This is a genomic window from Streptomyces sp. RG80 (assembly GCF_040446465.1).
In the GTDB taxonomy this organism is placed as follows: Bacteria; Actinomycetota; Actinomycetes; order Streptomycetales; family Streptomycetaceae; genus Streptomyces.
This window is the reverse complement of sequence record NZ_JBEAAJ010000008.1, coordinates 140,071-157,909: the sequence shown is the minus strand read 5'-3', so window position 1 is coordinate 157,909 and position 17,839 is coordinate 140,071. Positions and strand designations below refer to the sequence as shown.

Sequence of the window (17,839 nt, the reverse complement as noted above, 5' to 3'; positions counted from 1 at the left end):
CAACCACGGCTGTTTCACCGGGAGTTGCCCATGCCGGGACCGAAGGACCTCGACCCGTCGTCGTCACCACGAGCACTGCTGGGCGCGGAGCTACGGCACGCGAGAGAGAAGGCGGGGCTCAGCCAAGACGAACTGGGGCAACGGCTGTTCGTGAGCGGCACGTTCATCGGGCAACTGGAGGCGGGGACGCGGAGGATGCAGCCCGACTATGCGCGGTTACTGGACGACGTACTCGGCACCGAGGGCTTCTTCCAGCGGAACTGCACGGCGGCGGCCAAGTCCAAGTACCCGGAGCACTTCGCCGAGGCCGCGGAGGCGGAGGCGCAGGCCACGGTGATCCGGCAGTACGCGCCGCTTCTGATCCCAGGGCTGGTGCAAACACCCGCGTACGCACGAGCCGTGATCCGCGCATACGACCCGACGACACCGAAGGAAACGGTCGACGCGTGGGTGGAAAGCCGAATGGAGCGAGCCCGTCTACTCGACAACCCAACAAGGCCGTTGTTGTGGGTCGTGCTTGACGAAGCGGCATTGCGCCGGAAGACCGGCGGCCCGGCTGTGATGGCGGAAGCCCTGCGCCACATCGCCGACCTGACCGACCGAAGTCGCGTCGTCGTGCAAGTACTGCCGCTCAGCGCGGGAGCGCACGCCGCGATGGAAGGCGCCCTCAAGCTGATGGAGTTCGAGGACGCGCCTCCGTTGGTCTACTTCGAGTGGATCGGCGCCGGACGGCTGGAGGACGACCCTGCAACGGTCACCCAACTGCGGTTCCGTTTCGATCTCCTGGTGGCCTCTGCGCTCTCGCAGGAGAAGTCCCTGGCTCTGATCGATGCGTTGGCGCAGGATTACGCCCATGAGGAGCATCTCTGAGACCTGGTACAAGTCCAGCTACAGCGGCGGCAGCGGCGGCGACTGCCTCGAAGTAGCCGCCGGGCACCCCACCACCGTCCCCGTCCGTGACTCCAAGAACCCCGAGGGCCCGAGGCTCACGTTCCGAGCACCGGCCTGGACCGCCTTCATTGAGGGCATGAAGTGACTGGTCGGGGCGGCGGCTGGGCCGGGATGGACTACCGGGGCTGGCAGGACTACGACGACGTACGGCGGCGGCTCGACGCGGGGGCCGATCCGGAGCGGTGGGGGGTGGGTGGGACGCGTCCCCTGCATCGGGCGGTGCTGTCCGGTTCGCCGGAGGTCGTCGCGGAACTGGCCCGGCGGGTGGCGGACGTGGACGCGCTGGAGAACGGCACGACGGCGTTGTGGGACGCGGTGGTGTCGGACCGTACGGACAACGCCCGCGCCCTGGCCGCCGCCGGTGCCGACCCCTGGCGGACCGTCTTCGGCGGCTGGTCCCCGGGCCGGCTCAGCCTCGCCGGGCCGGACCCGGACCTGTTCCGCCCGCTGCCGGAGGGCGTACCCGAACTGACCCCGGCGCAGCGGGCGGTGGCCGACGAGGGGCGCCGCCTCCACGAGGCACTCGGCACCCTCGACCACGACGGCTACAGCCTCGCCTGCGTCGCCGGGATCGACGCCGAGGAAGCGATCCGCCGCCTGTCGGCGACACCGGCGAACCCGGAGCAGACAGCCGAGATCCTGGAGGACCCCTACGACTACGACGTGGGCGAGATCCTCCACCTCGTCGGCGTCACGACGGTGCCGGGCGGCTGCATACTCGCCCAGCCCTGGGGTTTCGGCGCGAGCCGCCCCGGCGTACTGAAACCCCTCTCCCTGGGCACGGTCTGCTACGGCCTCTACGCCAACCCCAAGAGCGGCAACCAGGGTTACATCTACCGCGACGGCGAGAACGACGGCTGGGACCTCCACCCGGGCGGCGGCCCGTACGAGGAGGACACCCCCGAAGAGACCCTGTTCTCGTACGTCCACCACTACAGCGCGGCCACCTTCTCGATCGCGTACGCGGGACTGCGCCCGACGGACGCCAGGGCGGTGACGGGCCCACCGGACCACTGGGTGGAGTTGCCGGAACGCGACTACTGGGCCACCTGAGAAACGCCCCCGAAGCTCAAGCCACCAGCTCCGAGCCCTCTTTGCTTTGAATGGGAGACGGGCCTCAACCCGCCCTCCCTCCCCCCGAGTTGACTTCCCGCGTTCGGCTTGCCACGCAGAGTCACGATCGTCTAGCGTTCGCAACAACAAACAGCCCCCGCCAGGTGCTAGCAACACCTGCGGGGGCTTGACCTACAAGATCGAAGGACAATTTCGATCCCATGGCTGACGCCCAGCTTAGTCCTGCCTCCCTGCCCGCGCACGCTTCCCCGCACCCGATGGCCAACCCGGGATACGGAAAACGCAGCGCTCCCGACCAACGCCCCCGCACCGCGCACGACTTCGCCCACCTCCCGCCCCGCGAAGCCGCCGTCGCCGCGTACCTGGACCGTCTCCCCGACGGCGCCGACATCTCCGTAAAGACGCTGGCCAAGCAGCTGCCGTACGGGCAGTGCGCCCTCCGTACCGCCCTCAACCGACTGCAACGGGAAGGGCACTTGCGGCGCGGACGCGAACAACTGACCACCAAGTCCGGCAGCTGCCAATGGATCACCCGATCGTGGTTCTCCCGTACCGCGCGAGGCGATGACTGGTGGGCCGCGTTCACGCGCGGCGACGTCCCGCAGGAGCCGCCGGACCGGCAGCGACCCAACCGTTCCCGTGCCCACATCCTCCTCGCCGCCCTCGGCCGCAGCGCCCCCGCGCTCTCCCTCTCCGACGCCGAGTGCACCCGGCTCGCCCCGCTGCTCACGCCGTGGTTCGAGCGGGGCGCCACCGACGAGACCGTCGTCCACGTCCTGACCGCCGGTCTCCCCGTCCCCGTCCACAGCCCGGCCGCCCTGGTCCACAGCCGCCTGACCAGCAAACTCCCACCGGAACGGCCCGCTCCACGTCCGGCCCTTCGGATCCTGGAGTGCGCGAAGTGCGGTGTGCCGGGCCGTCCGGAGGCGCTGCCGGGTGGCGTGTGCGGCGGCTGCCGGGACGAACGCGAGCCCGTACTCCTGGCCACGCTCCTGCCCGCCCCCGTGATCCACGCCCATGCGGCGGAGATCCGTGCCGCGATGACCCAGAAGCGACAGGAAGGGACACCCGTATGACAGCGCCGACGGTCCGCCGACACCGCCCCGGGGCACCATGGAGGGGAGGAGGCGACGCCATGACCCCCAGCACCGCCCAGCATCCGCAGATGTCCGCCGAGGACTTCGAGGAGCTGGCCCGTAGGGCCCCGGAGAACGTTCGGCTCGAATTGGTCCATGGGCGGCTGTACGTCAAAGGCGACCGCATCACGGTCGAGGACTTCGAGGAACTGGCCCGCAAGGCGCCCGAGGCGGTCAAGCTCGAACTCATCGACGGAAAGCTAGAGGTCAAACCGTTGCCGGACCAACGCCACAGGGGCATCGTCATGTGGCTGCTGCGGCTGTTCCTGCAACTCCGCCCCGAGTTGGCCCTGTATCCGGAACAAGGCCTCAAGATCGATGCCTACCGCAAGGGGCACGCCTGTGCGGACGGCGCACTGGCGCCGCTCGATCACTTCATCGCCCAGGAAGGGGACTGGGCCGATCCGGACGGTGTCCTCATGGTCGTCGAAGTCACCTCCCACGACCGTGACACCGACCGCCGCGACCGGGTCGACAAGGTCCGCGGCTACGCGGAAGCCGGTATCCCCGTCTACCTGCTGATCGACCGCGACAACGACACACTCGTCGTGCACAGCGACCCCAGGCACGGGACCTACCAGCGGAACCCCTCGTACCCGTACGGATCCCTGGTCGACCTCCCCGCCCCCGTGAACATCACCCTCGACACCGAGAAGCTCAAGGACTACGCGGACTGAGACACTGACCCCCATGAACCACGCCCAGCTCACCGCCCTGGGCCGAGCCCTGCGCCTCATCGGCGAGCACGGCGAAGCCCTCTCCTCCGACACCCCCGACGCCAAGCTCCACGAGTTCAAGGCCGACATCAAGCGCGCCCTCGACCTGCTCGACGACAGCGTCACCGCCGCCGCCCCCACCACCCGTTGCGCCGAGCACCCGAACGGCCCGGTCGACGAGAACGCCCCGGACCTGTGCCTGCTCTGCGAGACCCGGCGCCGCGCCGCCCGCCGCGCCGAGATCAACGGGCCCGCCGCGCAGACCGGTGCCGCCACCGCCCCCTCCCGGTACGGGGTCCGCGAGGACCGGCCGCAGCCGCAGCAGCGCTGGCTGCCGGAGATGTGGAACGGGCAGGAGTGGCAGCTGTGCGGTACGCCGAGGCGGGACCGGCGTGAGGCCGAGATCTATCTCGCCGCCCAGCGCCGCGGGCCGCGCGCCGCGATGGCGTACCGGCTGGTGCACGAGTTCACCGACTACGAGGTGCTGCGGGTGTGGGGTACCCCGGTGAAGGTGGACATCGAGCCGCTGGGAAACCTGTAGTCGCGCCTTCGGACGCCGAAGAGCCCGCCGCAGCCTGCACGACGGGCCCCGACTGCCGTACGCCGGCTACGACTTCGCGGCGACCCCCGCCGCCTCCGCAGCGTCCTCCGCAACCGGCGCCGCCGAATCCCCCGCGACCCGCTGCCGCGGGATGAACGACGCGACCACGAACGCCAGCAGCGCCGCCCCGGCACCCACCGCGAGGACCACCTTGAAGCCGTTCTCCGAGGGGAGCGCGTATCCGCCGAAGTCGGTGGTCATCTGGGCGAGGATGACGCCCGCGATGGCGCTCGCCGACGAGGTGCCGATGGACCGCATCAGGGTGTTGAGGCTGTTCGCCGCGGCCGTCTCCGAGGCCGGGACCGCGCCCATGATGAGGGCGGGCATCGAGCCGTAGGTGAAGCCGATACCCGCGCCGATGACGCAGGCCGCGAGGACGAAGTGCCAGACCTCGGTCATCAGCACGATGTTGAGGCCGTAGCCCGCCGCCACGATCAGCGCGCCGATCATCAGCGTCGTCTTCGGACCGCGCGCCTTCGACACCGCCGCCGAGACCGGCGCCGTCACCATCATCACCAGGCCGGACGGGGCCATGACCAGGCCCGCGACCAGCATCGACTTGCCGAGGCCGTAGCCGGTCTGCGCGGGGAGCTGGAGGAGCTGCGGCAGGACCAGGGACATGGCGAACATCGCGAACCCGACCGCGATCGAGGCGAGGTTGGTGACCAGGACCTGACGGCGGGCGGTGGTACGGAGGTCCACCAGCGGCTGTTCGGTACGCAGCTCGAACCAGCCCCAGGCCGGCAGGACGACGACCGCCGCGACGAAGAGGCCGATCGTCGTGCCGCTGGTCCAGCCCCAGTCCGCGCCCTTGGAGATGCCGAGCAGCAGGCAGATCAGGCCGGTCGCCATGCCGATGCCGCCGACCAGGTCGAAGCGGCCGCCGGTGCGGACCCGGGACTCGGGGACGAAGAGCGACACCAGCGCGAAGGCGACCACGCCGAGAGCGGCCGAGGTCCAGAACAGGACGTGCCAGCTGAAGTTGTCGGCGATGAGGGCCGCGGCCGGGAGACCGAGCGCGCCGCCGATGCCGAGGGAGGCGCTCATCAGGGCGGTGGAGCCGGCGAGGCGTTCGGCGGGGAGTTCGTCGCGCATGATGCTGATGCCGAGCGGGATCACACCGGAGGCCAGGCCCTGGAGCGCCCGGCCGATGATCATCGGGATCAGGGAGTCGGACAGCGCGCACACCACCGAGCCGGCGACCAGCATCACGACGCTGACCAGCAGCATGCGGCGCTTGCCGAACATGTCGCCGAGCCGGCCCACGACCGGCGTCGCCACGGCGGCGGCGAGCAGGGTCGCGGTGACGGCCCAGGCGGTGTCGGAGGCCGGGGCGTCCAGGAGCTTCGGCAGCTCGGGGACGATCGGGATCACCAGGGTCTGCATCAGCGAGACCACGATTCCGGCGAAGGCCAGCACCGCGACCACGGCGTTCGACCGTGGCACCGCGGCAGGAGCGTCGGACATGGCTGGGCCTCCGTCAGGGTAGTGCAGGGTAGTAATTGACCGAGGCAACCTTAAGTCAGTTGCTTGACTTAACCAAGAGGCGCAGGTCAGCGCCATCGGTCTGCGGGAGCGACCGTCAGCCGCCGTACTGCTCCACGAAGGAGCGCACCTTGTCCTCGTCCAGCTCGTAGACCGTCTCGTGGGCCCGGGGGTCGCGCGCGTGGAAGGTGTGGAACAGCGGGCCGGAGGGGCCGCCGAGTACGACCAGGGACGCCGAGGCCCCGCGCACCGCGCGCTCGGTCCCCGGTGCCGTCGTCAGGTCGATGCGGTTGACCACGCCGGGCGTGACCCATACCGGGACCGACTCCAGCAGGCCGCACAGCTGGAGATGGAAGTGGCCGACGAGCATCACCTTGACGTCGGTGCCGCGGACCGCCGCCGCGAGGTCGGCGGGGTTGCGGAGGCCGAAGACCTGCTGGAGGGGGTTGTCCAGCGCGAAGGGCGGGTGGTGGAAGGCGAGGATCGTGCCGTGCGGCGCGGGGGTCGCCAACACCTCGCGCAGCCAGTCGAGTTGCTCCACGCTCAGGTGTCCGTGCACCTTCCCCGGCACGAGCGAGTCCAGCGTGACCAACCGCCACCCGTCCACCAAGCTCACCGCGGCCCGCTCCCCCGCCGCGGACTCCAGCACCCGGCCGGGCTCCGGGTGCCCGCTCCCCAGCACCTTCGCGAAGGCCTCGCGTTCGTCGTGGTTGCCGGTCGTGTAGAACACGGGCACATCGCCCTTGCTCCGGGCGAACTCGCCGACCAGCTCCCGGAGCGCCGTATACGCCTCCACCGCCCCGTCGTTCGCGAGGTCCCCGGTGACGACGACGGCGTCGACGCCCTGCACGTGCCGGAGTTCGGTGAGCATCAGGCGCAGGGACTCGTGGGCGTTGACGCCGTGTTTGTTGGGCGCGTCGGCGCGTTCGAGGTGGGTGTCGGAGAGATGAAGGATCCTCATCTCCCGCACGCTAGCGGGAGTTGAGGATCCTCACACCGGTAATACGGCTCAGCTCAAGGAGTTCAGCGCGGCCGCGTCGTACGCCTTGAGCTCGTCCGTCCGGCCCGCCAAGACCTTCGCCGCCCACTCCGGGTCCTGGAGCAGGGCGCGGCCGACGGCGACCATGTCGTACTCGTCGCGCTCCAGGCGGTCCAGGAGGTCGTCGATGCCGCGGAGCGGGGAGCCCTCGCCCATGAAGCCCTTGAGGAAGTCGCCGTCGAGGCCGACCGAGCCGACGGTGATGACCTGCTTGCCGGTGAGCTTCTTGGTCCAGCCGGCGAGGTTGAGGTCGGAGCCCTCGAACTCGGGGAGCCAGTAGCGGCGGGTGGAGGCGTGGAAGGCGTCGACACCGGCGGCGGCGAGCGGCGCCAGGATGGCCTCCAGCTCCTCCGGGGTCTCGGCGAGCCGGGCGCGGTACGCCTCCTGCTTCCACTGCGAGTAGCGGAAGATGATCGGGAACTCGGCCGAGACGGTCTCGCGTACGGCGGCCACGATCTCGGCGGCGAACTTCGTCCGCGCGACGGCGTCACCGCCGTAGGTGTCGGTACGCCGGTTCGTGCCCTCCCACAGGAACTGGTCGACGAGGTAGCCGTGCGCCCCGTGGATCTCGACGCCGTCCATCCCTATGCGCTCGGCGGCAGCGGCGGCCTCGGCGAAGGCGCCGATGACGTCGTCGATGTCGCGCTGGGTCATCGTCTGGCCGGTGGGCTCCTCGGCGCCGGGCCGCAGTCCGGAGGGGCCGACCACGGGGGCGTCCGCGACGGGGCCCTTGCCCGGGGTGCGGGTCATGCCGATGTGCCAGAGCTGCGGGACGATGGTGCCGCCCGCCGCGTGCACGTCCTCGGCGACCTTCGCCCAGCCCGCGAGCTGCTCGTCACCGTGGAAGCGCGGGACGCGGTTGCTCTCGCCCGCCGAGTCGTGGCCGACGTACGTCCCCTCGGTGACGATCAGACCGACGCCCGCGGCGGCCCGGCGCGCGTAGTACGAGGCCACGTCCGCGCCCGGGACGCCGCCCGGGGAGAACATGCGCGTCATCGGCGCCATGACGATGCGGTTGGGGACGTTCAGGCCGTTGATCGAGATCGGCCGCGAGAGGATCTCGGCGGCGCGGGAGGCGGGGGCGGGGACGGAGGCGGTCACGCGGGGGCTCCTTGGAGGTGACTCATCTGACCAGTTGGTATGTGCGTACGCATTGTTGCACCTCCTTAACTAACTGGCTGTGTGGCGCCTCACACCCCGCCTCACACCCCGAAAACGCCCGAGGGCGGCACCCCCTGCCTGCGCAGGAAGTGCCGCCCTCGGAAAGGACGTTGATCAACCGGAGCCGAGGCTCCCGGGTCGATCAGAAGTCCATGTCGCCACCCGGCATGCCGCCACCGGCGGGCGCGGCGGCCTTCTCCGGCTTGTCGGCGATGACGGCCTCGGTGGTGAGGAAGAGCGCGGCGATGGAGGCGGCGTTCTGCAGGGCAGAGCGCGTGACCTTCGCCGGGTCGATGATGCCTTCCTTGACCAGGTCGACGTACTCACCGGTCGCGGCGTTGAGGCCGTGACCCGGGGTGAGGTTGCGGACCTTCTCCACCACGACGCCACCCTCGAGGCCGGCGTTGACGGCGATCTGCTTCAGCGGGGCCTCAAGGGCGAGCTTGACGGCGGCGGCGCCGGTCGCCTCGTCACCCTCGAGCTCCAGCTTCTCGAAGACACCGGAAGCCTGGAGCAGGGCCACGCCACCACCGGCGACGATGCCCTCCTCGACGGCCGCCTTGGCGTTGCGCACGGCGTCCTCGATGCGGTGCTTGCGCTCCTTGAGCTCGACCTCGGTCGCGGCACCGGCCTTGATGACGGCGACGCCACCGGCGAGCTTGGCCAGGCGCTCCTGGAGCTTCTCGCGGTCGTAGTCCGAGTCGCTGTTCTCGATCTCGGCGCGGATCTGGTTGACGCGACCGGCAACCTGGTCCGCCGAGCCCGAGCCGTCGACGATCGTCGTCTCGTCCTTGGTGATGACGACCTTGCGGGCGCGGCCCAGGAGGTCCAGGGTCGCGTTCTCCAGCTTGAGGCCGACCTCCTCGGAGATGACCTCGCCGCCCGTGAGGATGGCGATGTCGCCGAGCATGGCCTTGCGGCGGTCACCGAAGCCCGGGGCCTTGACGGCGACGGACTTGAAGGTGCCGCGGATCTTGTTGACGACCAGGGTCGACAGGGCCTCGCCCTCGACGTCCTCGGCGATGATCAGCAGCGGCTTGCCCGACTGCATGACCTTCTCCAGGAGCGGGAGCAGGTCCTTGACGGAGCCGATCTTGGAGTTGGCGATGAGGATGTAGGGGTCGTCGAGCGACGCCTCCATCCGCTCCATGTCGGTGGCGAAGTACGCCGAGATGTAGCCCTTGTCGAAGCGCATACCCTCGGTGAGCTCCAGCTCCAGACCGAAGGTCTGGGACTCCTCGACGGTGATGACGCCTTCCTTGCCGACCTTGTCCATCGCCTCGGCGATGAGCTCGCCGATCTGGGTGTCGGCGGCGGAGATGGAGGCCGTCGAAGCGATCTGCTCCTTGGTCTCGACATCCTTCGCCTGCTCGAGCAGGGCACCGGAGACAGCCTCGACGGCCTTCTCGATACCGCGCTTGAGAGCCATCGGGTTGGCACCGGCGGCCACGTTGCGCAGACCCTCGCGCACCAGGGCCTGGGCCAGGACGGTCGCGGTCGTCGTGCCGTCACCGGCTACGTCGTCCGTCTTCTTCGCGACTTCCTTGACCAGCTCGGCGCCGATCTTCTCGTACGGGTCCTCGAGCTCGATCTCCTTGGCGATGGAGACACCATCGTTGGTGATCGTGGGGGCGCCCCACTTCTTCTCGAGGACGACGTTGCGGCCCTTGGGGCCGAGCGTCACCTTCACGGCGTCCGCGAGCTGGTTCATGCCGCGCTCGAGGCCGCGCCGCGCCTCCTCGTCGAACGCGATGATCTTGGCCATGTGAAGTGGTCCCTCCAGGACTGGGGGTGATTCCTTCGGACCGCGCCCGCGCCCGCGACGGACGGCTCGCCTGCCTCGTGGTTCCTTGCCCCACCCGGCTTGCGGGCCTCACCGACCCGGTCCTTCATTGTCACTCTCACCTTCAGAGTGCTAACGCCAATGATTAGCACTCGACCCCTGCGAGTGCAAGCGCCTCTCAGGGATCGGCCAGGCCCCGCACGGGGTCCGGGGCAGGTGCCGCACGGGGTCCGGGCAGGTGCCGGAGGGGGGTCCGGACATGCCGGAGGGCCCGTACCCATGACTCCCCATGGGGTACGAGCCCTCCGAAAAAGAACGAAGAACGACGCTGCAGTTACCCGGCGCGTGCTTCAGCCTGTCGCAAGGCGAACCATGTCCGCCTGCGGCCCCTTCTGGCCCTGCGAGATCTCGAAATCGACCCGCTGACCTTCCTCGAGGGTGCGGTAGCCGTCCATCTGAATCGCGCTGTAGTGGACGAATACATCCGCACCACCGTCGACCGCGATGAAGCCGTACCCCTTCTCCGCGTTGAACCACTTGACGGTGCCCTGAGCCATGCCTAACTCCCCTATTACTGGCCCTTGCACAGATCCACACTTCGTGGATCCGGGTCAGACCTCACCCCCCACGGATTGGGGGCGTGCGCCGGAACGCGTCGACCGCGGCTGAATGTATCTGTCCAACTGCCGTCTGCAACAGGTCAATCGGACGAGAATTCTGGACGCGAAGGGTCCGGAATGTAGTGAGAATTCGCCCGAATTCGGGGCAAGTCGGGCCCCACAAAAGGCGCAAAATTCGCAAAAGAACCGCACACTTTGGCTACTTCTCGTCGCAAGTGGAGCGAGAACTCATATGCGGATGGCATGGGGGGTGCAGCAGCTTCCCCAACTGTACCGCGCTCAACCATAGAGAATTGCCCCCTCCGTTTCTCTCACGGAGAGGGCAATTCGATGAACTCTTGGTAATCGACGTTACCGAGGGTAACGATCGACGGTCGGTCAGCCTCCGGCGACCGCCGGAATGATCGAGACTCCGACCCCGTCCGGGGTGGCCGTGTCCAGGCCCTGCTCGAAGCGGACGTCGTCGTCGTTGACGTACACATTGACGAAGCGACGCAGCTTGCCCTGGTCGTCGAGAACGCGGGCGGCGATGCCGGTGTGGTTCTTCTCCAGGTCGGCGATGACCTCGGAGAGCGTCGCGCCCTCGGCGGCGACCTCGGCCTGCCCGCCGGTGTAGGTACGCAGGATGGTGGGGATGCGGACGGTGACGCTCATGTTCAAGACCTCCGGTCAGGTAGACGCGCCCCAAAGGGGCGCGGGGAACTGCGCGACCAGCCCCCACCGGCCCGCAGACGAACAACGGCCTCCTAGACGAGACCGGCCTCACGGAACGAATCGAGGTTGGGTCGGATCGTCGCCGTAAGACCCGTACCCGCCACCGCGTCCAGGGTCTTCAGTCCGTCGCCCGTGTTCAGCACAACGGTCGTCAGCGTCGGGTCCAGCAGACCGTTCTCGATCAGCTTCTTCGTTACACCGACCGTCACCCCACCCGCGGTCTCCGCGAAGATGCCCTCGGTGCGGGCGAGCAGCTTGATGGCGTCCACGATCTGCTCGTCGTTCACGTCCTCCACCGCGCCACCCGTACGCCGGGCGATGTCCAGGACGTACGGCCCGTCGGCCGGGTTGCCGATGGCGAGGGACTTGGCGATGGTGTCCGGCTTCTGCGGCCGGACCACGTCGTGGCCCGCCTTGTAGGCGACGGACACCGGCGAGCAGCCCTCGGCCTGCGCACCGAAGATCTTGTACGGCTTGTCCTCGACGAGCCCGAGCTTGATCAGCTCCTGGAGCCCCTTGTCGATCTTCGTGAGCTGCGAACCGGAGGCGATGGGCACCACGAGCTGGTCGGGCAGCTGCCAGCCGAGCTGCTCGCAGATCTCGTACGCCAGGGTCTTGGACCCTTCCGCGTAGTAGGGCCGCAGGTTGACGTTGACGAAGCCCCAGCCCTCACCGGCCGGGTCGCCGATCAGCTCGGAGCAGAAGCGGTTCACGTCGTCGTAGTTGCCCTCGATGCCGACGAGCTCGCCGCCGTAGACCGCGGCCATGACGACCTTGCCCTGCTCCAGGTCGTGCGGGATGAACACGCAGGAACGGAAGCCGGCGCGGGCGGCGGCGGCGCCGACGGCACCGGCCAGGTTGCCCGTGGAGGAGCAGGAGAGAGTGGTGAAGTCGAACGCGCGGGCGGCCTCGATGGCCTGGGCGACGACGCGGTCCTTGAAGGAGTGCGTCGGGTTGCCGGAGTCGTCCTTCACGAAGAGCTTGCCGGCGTCGACACCCAGCTCACGGGCCAGGTTGTCGGCCTTGACCAGCTGGGTCCAGCCCGGGTTGATGTTGGGCTTGTCGGCCACGTCCGCGGGGACGGGCAGCAGGGGCGCGTAACGCCAGATGTTCGCGGGTCCCGCCTCGATCTGCTTGCGGAGTTCCTCGGTGTCGTAACCGGAGAAGTCGTAGGCGATCTCGAGCGGGCCGAAACACTCCTCGCAGGCGAAGACCGGGCCGAGCGGGACGTGGTGACCGCACTCGCGGCAGCTGAGCGCCGCGGCGGGGCCGAGGTCTACGGTGGTTTCGGTGGTGCTTGCAACAGTCTGCGCAGCCATGGAGGCGAGGCCCTTTCTCCTCATCTTCCTCACGACGCACTTCGCCATGAGACGGATTTGGCACCTTCCCGAGTCGGGAGCCTCGCGGAACGATCAGAAATGATCTACGAGTACCGACTGGAGGGTTGCCGGGGCTTCATCGGGCCGTATCCCTCTGCCCCTCTGGATGAGCGGTATGAAGTTGTGTGAACGGCGGGCCACCCAGGACATGCGATGGTCATCCGCGTTGTTCAAGACTGTAACCGACGACCAGGACAGTTGAGATAGTCGTCCGAACCGCGAGATGGATCACAAGTCAGGAGCCGAGCACTGTGCTGAACGAAGTCGAGCGCTGGCTGACCACCCGCTCCTGGTCCATGACCGACCGTCCGCTCCACCAGATCCTGGCGGCCAAGCAGCGCACGGGCCAGTCGGTCAGTGTCGTGCTGCCCGCGCTCAACGAGGAGGAGACCGTCGGCGACATCGTCGCCGTCATCCGGCACGACCTGATGCAGCAGGTCCCGCTGGTCGACGAGATAGTCGTCGTCGACTCGGGCTCCACCGACCGTACAGCGCAGGTCGCCGCGGCGGCCGGGGCGACGGTCGTCCACCGCGACGACATCCTGCCCCGCCTCCCGGCGGTCCCCGGCAAGGGCGAGGTGCTGTGGCGCTCGCTGCTGGTGACCCGCGGCGACATCGTCTGCTTCATCGACGCGGACCTCAAGGAGTTCTCCTCCGACTTCGTCTCCGGGATCGTGGGCCCCCTGCTCACCGACCCCGGCGTCGACCTCGTCAAGGGCATGTACGACCGCCCCCTCGGCGGCGCGACCGGCCAGGGCGGCCGGGTGACCGAGCTGATGGCCCGCCCGCTGCTGAACATGCACTGGCCCCAGCTGGCCGGCTTCGTCCAGCCCCTGGGCGGCGAGTACGCGGCCCGCCGCTCCCTGCTGGAACAGCTGCCGTTCCCGGTGGGCTACGGCGTGGAACTCGGCATGCTCGTCGACGCGCTGCACCTCGTCGGCCTCGACGCGCTCGCCCAGGTCGACGTCGGCGTCCGCAAGCACCGCCACCAGGACGGCCAGGCCCTCGGCCGGATGTCCGCCGCGATCTACCGCACGGCCCAGCTCCGCCTCGCCCGCGGCCACCTCATCCGCCCCTCCCTCACCCAGTTCGAACGAGGCGAGTCCGGCTTCGAACCCCGCACGTACTCCGTGGACACCGAGGAGCGCCCACCGATGGCGGAGATCGCGGAGTACGCGTCCCGCAAGGTCGCCTGACCGCGCCCGTACGTTTGAGCGTTTACGGGTCGGGCTAGGTTGAGGCGTATGGCTTCCACGCAGGCTGATCAGGGCGCCCGGGTGCTTGTCGCGTCCAACCGCGGTCCCGTCTCGTACGAAATCCAGGAGGACGGCACGCTGTCCGCCAAGCGCGGCGGTGGCGGGCTGGTCTCCGGGCTCTCCGCGATCGGATCGGACGCGGACTCCCTGTGGGTGTGCTCGGCCCTGTCCGACGGCGACCGCGAGGCGGTACGGCGCGGGGTGGGCGAGGACGGCGTACGGATGCTCGACATCCCGGCCGACGTGCACGCCGACGCGTACAACGGCATCGCGAACTCGGTGCTCTGGTTCGTCCACCACATGCTGTACCAGACCCCGCTGGAGCCGGTCTTCGACGCGGAGTTCCGGCGCCAGTGGGCGTCCTACGAGACGTACAACCGCGCCTTCGCCGAGGCGCTCGCCGAGGAGGCCGGACAGGGCGCGGCGGTGCTGGTGCAGGACTACCACCTGTGCCTGGTGCCGGGGATGCTCCGCGAGCTACGGCCCGACCTGCGGATCGGGCACTTCTCGCACACGCCGTGGGCGCCGCCGGAGTACTTCCGGATGCTCCCCGACGACATCCAGGCGCGCCTCATGGAGGGCATGCTCGGGGCTGACCGGGTGGCGTTCCTGACGTGGCCGTGGGCGACGGCGTTCCAGAAGTGCGTGGACGGGCTCGACCCCTACCGCTATCTCTCCGCGTGGCCGTCGGGCTCCCCCAGGCACATCGAGCACCTGCGCGACGAGCGGATCTACCGCAGGACGTACATCGGCGTGCACGGCCTGGGTGCCGACGCCGAGTTCCTGCAGGCCCGCTCGCACGAGGCGGACGTCGAGGAACGGATGGCGGCGCTGCGCGAGGAGATCGGCGAGGGGCGAAAGACCGTCGTCCGGGTCGACCGGACCGAGCTGTCGAAGAACATCGTGCGCGGGCTGCTGGCGTACCGGCAGCTGCTGGAGGACCGCCCCGAGTGGCGGGAGCGCGTCGTGCACGTGGCCTTCGCGTACCCGTCGCGGCAGGACCTGGCCGTGTACCGCGACTACACGGCCGAGGTGCAGCGGCTCGCGGAGGAGATCAACTCGCAGTACGGGACGCCGGGTTGGACCCCGGTGGTGCTGCACGTCAAGGACGACTTCGCGCGCTCCCTGGCCGCGTACCGGATCGCCGACGTGGCCCTGGTGAATCCGATCCGGGACGGCATGAACCTGGTCGCCAAGGAGATGCCGGTCGTCTCCGACCACGGGTGCGCGCTGGTGCTGTCGCGGGAGGCGGGGGCGTTCCAGGAGCTCGGCAAGGACGCGATCGCCGTGAACCCGTACGACGTGGTCGGCACTGCCCGGGCGCTGCACGAGGCGCTGACCATGCCCGCGGAGGAGCGGGCCGAGCGGACGAAGCGGCTCGCCGCGGCGGCGACGGCGTTGCCACCGGCCCAGTGGTTCCTGGACCAGCTGCACGCCCTCGACGCTCAGCCCGGCCGCACCGATCAGCCGAGCTGAGCGGCGAGGCCCCTGAGCAGTTCCACGACCCCTCCCGGACCGTCGACCACCAGGTCCGCCCGTTCCGCCAGCTCGGTGACCTCCTCGCTGCCGCTGCACACCAGCAGGCCGGGGACGCCGTCGGAGCGGAGTTTGTCGACGGCGGCGAAGGCGGGGAGGTCGCCCAGGTCGTCGCCGACGTAGAGGACGGCCTCGGCGCCCAGTTCGCGGACGTATTCGAGGAGGGCCACGCCCTTGTCCATGCCGGGCGGCCGCAGTTCCAGCACCAGGCGGCCGGGTTCGACGATGAGGCCGTGGCGGGTGGCGAGGTCGGTGAGGGGTGCGCGGAGCGCCTCGAACGCGGCCTGGGGGTCGGTGGCGCGGCGGGTGTGGACGGCGAGGGCGCGGCCCTTCTCCTCGATCCAGGTGCCCTGCCAGGCGCCGATCCGGTCGAGGAACCCGGGCAGCTCGGCGCGGGCGCGGGCGACACCGGGGTGCGGGGCGGGTGCGGTGATGTCACCGGTGGCGGCGTCCCAGCGTTCGGCGCCGTAGTGGCCGAGCACGACGAGGTGGTCGAGCCCCGCAACCCCGGCGAACCCGGCCAGCCGTACGGCCACGCCGGGCGGCCGCCCGGTGATCACCGCGACGGAGGCGACCCTCGGGGCCAGCGCGGCGAGCGCGGGCACGGCGTCCGGGTGCGCCCGGGCCTGCTCGGGGTCCGGCACGATCGGCGCGAGCGTCCCGTCGAAGTCGAACGCGAGAACGGCCTTGCCCGGCCTGGCGAGGATGGCGTCCAGTCCGTCACGACCACCCTGGGTGACGGGAACCGGCAGGGAGTCGTCCGTGTCGTACGTGTGGCTGCCCATACGGGGACCCTATCCAGCTTTCGGCGCGTCACCGCTCCGATCTTCGGGAATCCCGCACCCGGCGCAGCCGGTTCACCGTCACCGGGTCGTAGGCCAGGGCCCGAGGGTCGTCGAGCAGGGCGTTCAGGAGCTGGTAGTAGCGCACCGGCGCCAGTCCCAGCTCCTCCCGTATCGCCCGCTCCTTCGCACCGGGGCCCGCGAACCCGCGCCGCTCCAGCACGAGGATCGCCCGCTCCCGGACCCCGAGCCCCTCCTGATCGTCCATACCCGCACGGTAGCCCCCGCCACTGACAGGGCCGCCCGGCGCTACTCGTTCTCCTCGCCCTCCACGCGCAGCGCGGTCGCCTGGAGCCGGCCGAGGACCGCCTCGGGGCTGCCGTTCGACGTCACCGCCTGCCCGATCTGCTGCTTGACCGCCGCGCTCACCGCCGCCCAGGAGGTCCGCCCGACGGGGTACAGCTCGGAGCCGGGCAGCTCCTGGAGGAACGGCCGCAGGTGCTTGTCCTGCGCGGCCGTGCTCATGGTCTTGGACGCGGACGTGGTGACCGGCAGCAGGTCGTACTCACGGGAGAAGTCGAGGACGTTCTTCTCCTCGTAGACGAAGTCGAGGAAGTCCCCGACCTGCTCGGCGTGACCGTTGCGCTTGAAGGCCGTCATCCAGTCGGCGACGCCCATCGAGTACTTGGTCTGGCCGTCGGCGCCGGGCATCGGCACCATGCCGTACTTCACGCCCTTCTGCGCGGCCGTCTTCATCAGCGTGGGATGCCCGTTGAGCATCCCGACCTTGCCGTCGGCGAACGCCGCGAACGCGTCGGCCCGGTTCAGCTTCCCCGGCGCGACCGGCCCGGTCAGGCCCTTGCCGACGAGGTCGTCCTTGAGCCAGCTGAGCGTCTTGATGTTCTCGGCGGAGTCGAAGCCGTACGACGCCCCGAGGTTCTCGGTGTAGCCGCCCCCGCCGCTGAGCAGCCACTGCATGGTCTCGGCCTGCGCCTCCTCCGAGCCGAGCGGCAGCGCGTACGGGTACTTCACGCCCTCCGCCTTGAGCGCTGCGGCGTCCGCGGCGAGCTCGTCCCAGGTCTTCGGCGCGCTGAGGCCGGCCTTGGCGAAGAGGGTCTTGTTGTAGAAGAGCAGCCGGGTGGAGGCGGCGAACGGCATGCCGTACTGCGTGGCCTCCACCTCCCCGGCGGAGGAGAGCTGCGAGACGAAGTCGGCCTGCGTGGAGATGGAGAGCAGCTCGTCGGCCGAGTACAGCAGGCCCTCGGCGGCGTAGTCGGCGTACGCCCCGATCTGCGCCATGTCGGGGGCGTCCCCGGCGGCGACCATCTCCTTGACCTCGCGGTCCACGTCGTTCCAGGAGTAGACGCTGACGTCCACCGTCACGTTCGGGTGCTCCGACTCGTACTCCTCGACGAGCTTGTCCCAGTACTTCTTCGAGCTGTTGGCCTTGCTGTCGCCGTAGTCGGCGGCGACCAGCTTCAGTGTCACCTCGTCGGATTCCGATCCGAGGCCGCAGCCGCCCAGTACGGCCGTCATGCCCAGTGCGGACACCACTGCGATCGTTCCTGTCCTACGCCGCTGCACTGCCAGGTCCCCACTCATCGTC

Annotated in this window: 18 protein-coding genes and 1 riboswitch; of the genes, 8 read left to right on the top strand and 10 right to left on the bottom strand. The window is 69.6% G+C overall.

The annotated features are described in order from the left end of the window. Positions 1–30: 30 nt before the first annotated feature. The 6 genes from ABKA17_RS27615 (at position 31) to ABKA17_RS27590 (ending at position 4,418) form a co-directional block, all read left to right on the top strand. Positions 31–870 (top strand): helix-turn-helix domain-containing protein, encoded by an 840-nt coding sequence (locus ABKA17_RS27615; protein ID WP_353694953.1) that lies wholly within the window; start codon positions 31–33, stop codon positions 868–870. After that, the gene (locus tag ABKA17_RS27610; protein WP_353694952.1) at positions 854–1,036 is read left to right on the top strand and encodes a DUF397 domain-containing protein; all 183 of its coding nucleotides are present in this window, start codon (positions 854–856) and stop codon (positions 1,034–1,036) included. The genes ABKA17_RS27615 and ABKA17_RS27610 overlap by 17 nt, the downstream gene beginning before the upstream one ends. Then, entirely contained in the window at positions 1,033–2,004 is a 972-nt protein-coding gene (locus ABKA17_RS27605) for an ankyrin repeat domain-containing protein (protein ID WP_353694951.1), read from the top strand. The genes ABKA17_RS27610 and ABKA17_RS27605 overlap by 4 nt, the downstream gene beginning before the upstream one ends. 221 nt (positions 2,005–2,225) lie before the next feature. Next, entirely contained in the window at positions 2,226–3,101 is an 876-nt protein-coding gene (locus ABKA17_RS27600; RefSeq protein WP_502994400.1) for a hypothetical protein, read from the top strand. Positions 3,102–3,160: 59 nt separating this feature from the next. Next, positions 3,161–3,838, top strand: coding sequence for a Uma2 family endonuclease (locus ABKA17_RS27595; protein ID WP_353694950.1), 678 nt, complete (start codon positions 3,161–3,163; stop codon positions 3,836–3,838). A 13-nt stretch (positions 3,839–3,851) separates the two neighbouring features. Continuing rightward, positions 3,852–4,418 (top strand): hypothetical protein, encoded by a 567-nt coding sequence (locus tag ABKA17_RS27590; RefSeq protein ID WP_353694949.1) that lies wholly within the window; start codon positions 3,852–3,854, stop codon positions 4,416–4,418. 66 nt (positions 4,419–4,484) lie between these two features. Here the strand turns inward: ABKA17_RS27590 and ABKA17_RS27585 are convergent, their stop codons facing one another. The 7 genes from ABKA17_RS27585 to thrC form a co-directional block, all read right to left on the bottom strand. Further along, positions 4,485–5,945 (bottom strand): MFS transporter, encoded by a 1,461-nt coding sequence (locus ABKA17_RS27585; protein WP_353694948.1) that lies wholly within the window; start codon positions 5,943–5,945, stop codon positions 4,485–4,487. A 115-nt stretch (positions 5,946–6,060) separates the two neighbouring features. Continuing rightward, a complete protein-coding gene (locus tag ABKA17_RS27580) occupies positions 6,061–6,924 on the bottom strand; it encodes a metallophosphoesterase (protein ID WP_353694947.1) in 864 nt (287 codons plus the stop codon). Positions 6,925–6,972: 48 nt separating this feature from the next. Further along, a complete protein-coding gene (locus ABKA17_RS27575; protein ID WP_353694946.1) occupies positions 6,973–8,103 on the bottom strand; it encodes an NADH:flavin oxidoreductase in 1,131 nt (376 codons plus the stop codon). Positions 8,104–8,305: 202 nt separating this feature from the next. After that, positions 8,306–9,928, bottom strand: a complete 1,623-nt coding sequence (gene groL, locus ABKA17_RS27570) for a chaperonin GroEL (protein WP_353694945.1) — start codon at positions 9,926–9,928, stop codon at positions 8,306–8,308. Between the two features lie 368 nt (positions 9,929–10,296). Beyond that, positions 10,297–10,503 carry a cold-shock protein gene (locus ABKA17_RS27565; protein WP_007493268.1) on the bottom strand — a complete coding sequence of 69 codons (207 nt, stop codon included), beginning with the start codon at positions 10,501–10,503 and terminating at the stop codon, positions 10,297–10,299. Positions 10,504–10,944: 441 nt separating this feature from the next. Next, a complete protein-coding gene (locus ABKA17_RS27560; RefSeq protein ID WP_353694944.1) occupies positions 10,945–11,220 on the bottom strand; it encodes a MoaD/ThiS family protein in 276 nt (91 codons plus the stop codon). 92 nt (positions 11,221–11,312) lie between these two features. Beyond that, positions 11,313–12,599 carry a threonine synthase gene (thrC, locus tag ABKA17_RS27555; RefSeq protein WP_353694943.1) on the bottom strand — a complete coding sequence of 429 codons (1,287 nt, stop codon included), beginning with the start codon at positions 12,597–12,599 and terminating at the stop codon, positions 11,313–11,315. Positions 12,600–12,616: 17 nt separating this feature from the next. After that, a riboswitch (SAM riboswitch) is annotated at positions 12,617–12,772 on the bottom strand. 138 nt (positions 12,773–12,910) lie between these two features. Between thrC and ABKA17_RS27550 the strand changes: the two genes are divergently transcribed. Next, positions 12,911–13,855, top strand: a complete 945-nt coding sequence (locus tag ABKA17_RS27550) for a glucosyl-3-phosphoglycerate synthase (RefSeq protein ID WP_353694942.1) — start codon at positions 12,911–12,913, stop codon at positions 13,853–13,855. 48 nt (positions 13,856–13,903) lie between these two features. After that, on the top strand, positions 13,904–15,391 hold the full coding sequence (locus ABKA17_RS27545; protein ID WP_353694941.1) for an alpha,alpha-trehalose-phosphate synthase (UDP-forming): 1,488 nt from the start codon (positions 13,904–13,906) through the stop codon (positions 15,389–15,391). Here ABKA17_RS27545 and otsB read toward each other — a convergent pair. Genes otsB through ABKA17_RS27530 form a run of 3 tightly spaced genes read right to left on the bottom strand, consistent with a single transcriptional unit; the run spans position 15,379 to position 17,817 of the window. Beyond that, on the bottom strand, positions 15,379–16,236 hold the full coding sequence (otsB, locus tag ABKA17_RS27540) for a trehalose-phosphatase (RefSeq protein WP_353694940.1): 858 nt from the start codon (positions 16,234–16,236) through the stop codon (positions 15,379–15,381). The genes ABKA17_RS27545 and otsB overlap by 13 nt on opposite strands. Before the next feature lie 28 nt (positions 16,237–16,264). Continuing rightward, complete coding sequence (locus ABKA17_RS27535) at positions 16,265–16,501, bottom strand: DUF3263 domain-containing protein (RefSeq protein WP_353694939.1); 237 nt, start codon at positions 16,499–16,501, stop codon at positions 16,265–16,267. 41 nt (positions 16,502–16,542) lie between these two features. Further along, positions 16,543–17,817 (bottom strand): extracellular solute-binding protein, encoded by a 1,275-nt coding sequence (locus ABKA17_RS27530; protein WP_502994414.1) that lies wholly within the window; start codon positions 17,815–17,817, stop codon positions 16,543–16,545. Positions 17,818–17,839 lie beyond the last annotated feature (22 nt).

What these genes read in the sequence shown, in the direction of transcription:
- ABKA17_RS27615 (WP_353694953.1), top strand. Translation starts at nt 31, where the DNA reads ATGCCGGGACCGAAGGACCTCGACCCGTCGTCGTCACCACGAGCACTG.
- ABKA17_RS27610 (WP_353694952.1), top strand. Translation starts at nt 854, where the DNA reads ATGAGGAGCATCTCTGAGACCTGGTACAAGTCCAGCTACAGCGGCGGC.
- ABKA17_RS27600 (WP_502994400.1), top strand. Translation starts at nt 2,226, where the DNA reads ATGGCTGACGCCCAGCTTAGTCCTGCCTCCCTGCCCGCGCACGCTTCC.
- ABKA17_RS27595 (WP_353694950.1), top strand. Translation starts at nt 3,161, where the DNA reads ATGACCCCCAGCACCGCCCAGCATCCGCAGATGTCCGCCGAGGACTTC.
- ABKA17_RS27590 (WP_353694949.1), top strand. Translation starts at nt 3,852, where the DNA reads ATGAACCACGCCCAGCTCACCGCCCTGGGCCGAGCCCTGCGCCTCATC.
- ABKA17_RS27585 (WP_353694948.1), bottom strand. Translation starts at nt 5,945, where the DNA reads ATGTCCGACGCTCCTGCCGCGGTGCCACGGTCGAACGCCGTGGTCGCG.
- ABKA17_RS27580 (WP_353694947.1), bottom strand. Translation starts at nt 6,924, where the DNA reads ATGAGGATCCTTCATCTCTCCGACACCCACCTCGAACGCGCCGACGCG.
- groL (WP_353694945.1), bottom strand. Translation starts at nt 9,928, where the DNA reads ATGGCCAAGATCATCGCGTTCGACGAGGAGGCGCGGCGCGGCCTCGAG.
- ABKA17_RS27565 (WP_007493268.1), bottom strand. Translation starts at nt 10,503, where the DNA reads ATGGCTCAGGGCACCGTCAAGTGGTTCAACGCGGAGAAGGGGTACGGC.
- ABKA17_RS27560 (WP_353694944.1), bottom strand. Translation starts at nt 11,220, where the DNA reads ATGAGCGTCACCGTCCGCATCCCCACCATCCTGCGTACCTACACCGGC.
- thrC (WP_353694943.1), bottom strand. Translation starts at nt 12,599, where the DNA reads ATGGCTGCGCAGACTGTTGCAAGCACCACCGAAACCACCGTAGACCTC.
- ABKA17_RS27545 (WP_353694941.1), top strand. Translation starts at nt 13,904, where the DNA reads ATGGCTTCCACGCAGGCTGATCAGGGCGCCCGGGTGCTTGTCGCGTCC.
- otsB (WP_353694940.1), bottom strand. Translation starts at nt 16,236, where the DNA reads ATGGGCAGCCACACGTACGACACGGACGACTCCCTGCCGGTTCCCGTC.
- ABKA17_RS27535 (WP_353694939.1), bottom strand. Translation starts at nt 16,501, where the DNA reads ATGGACGATCAGGAGGGGCTCGGGGTCCGGGAGCGGGCGATCCTCGTG.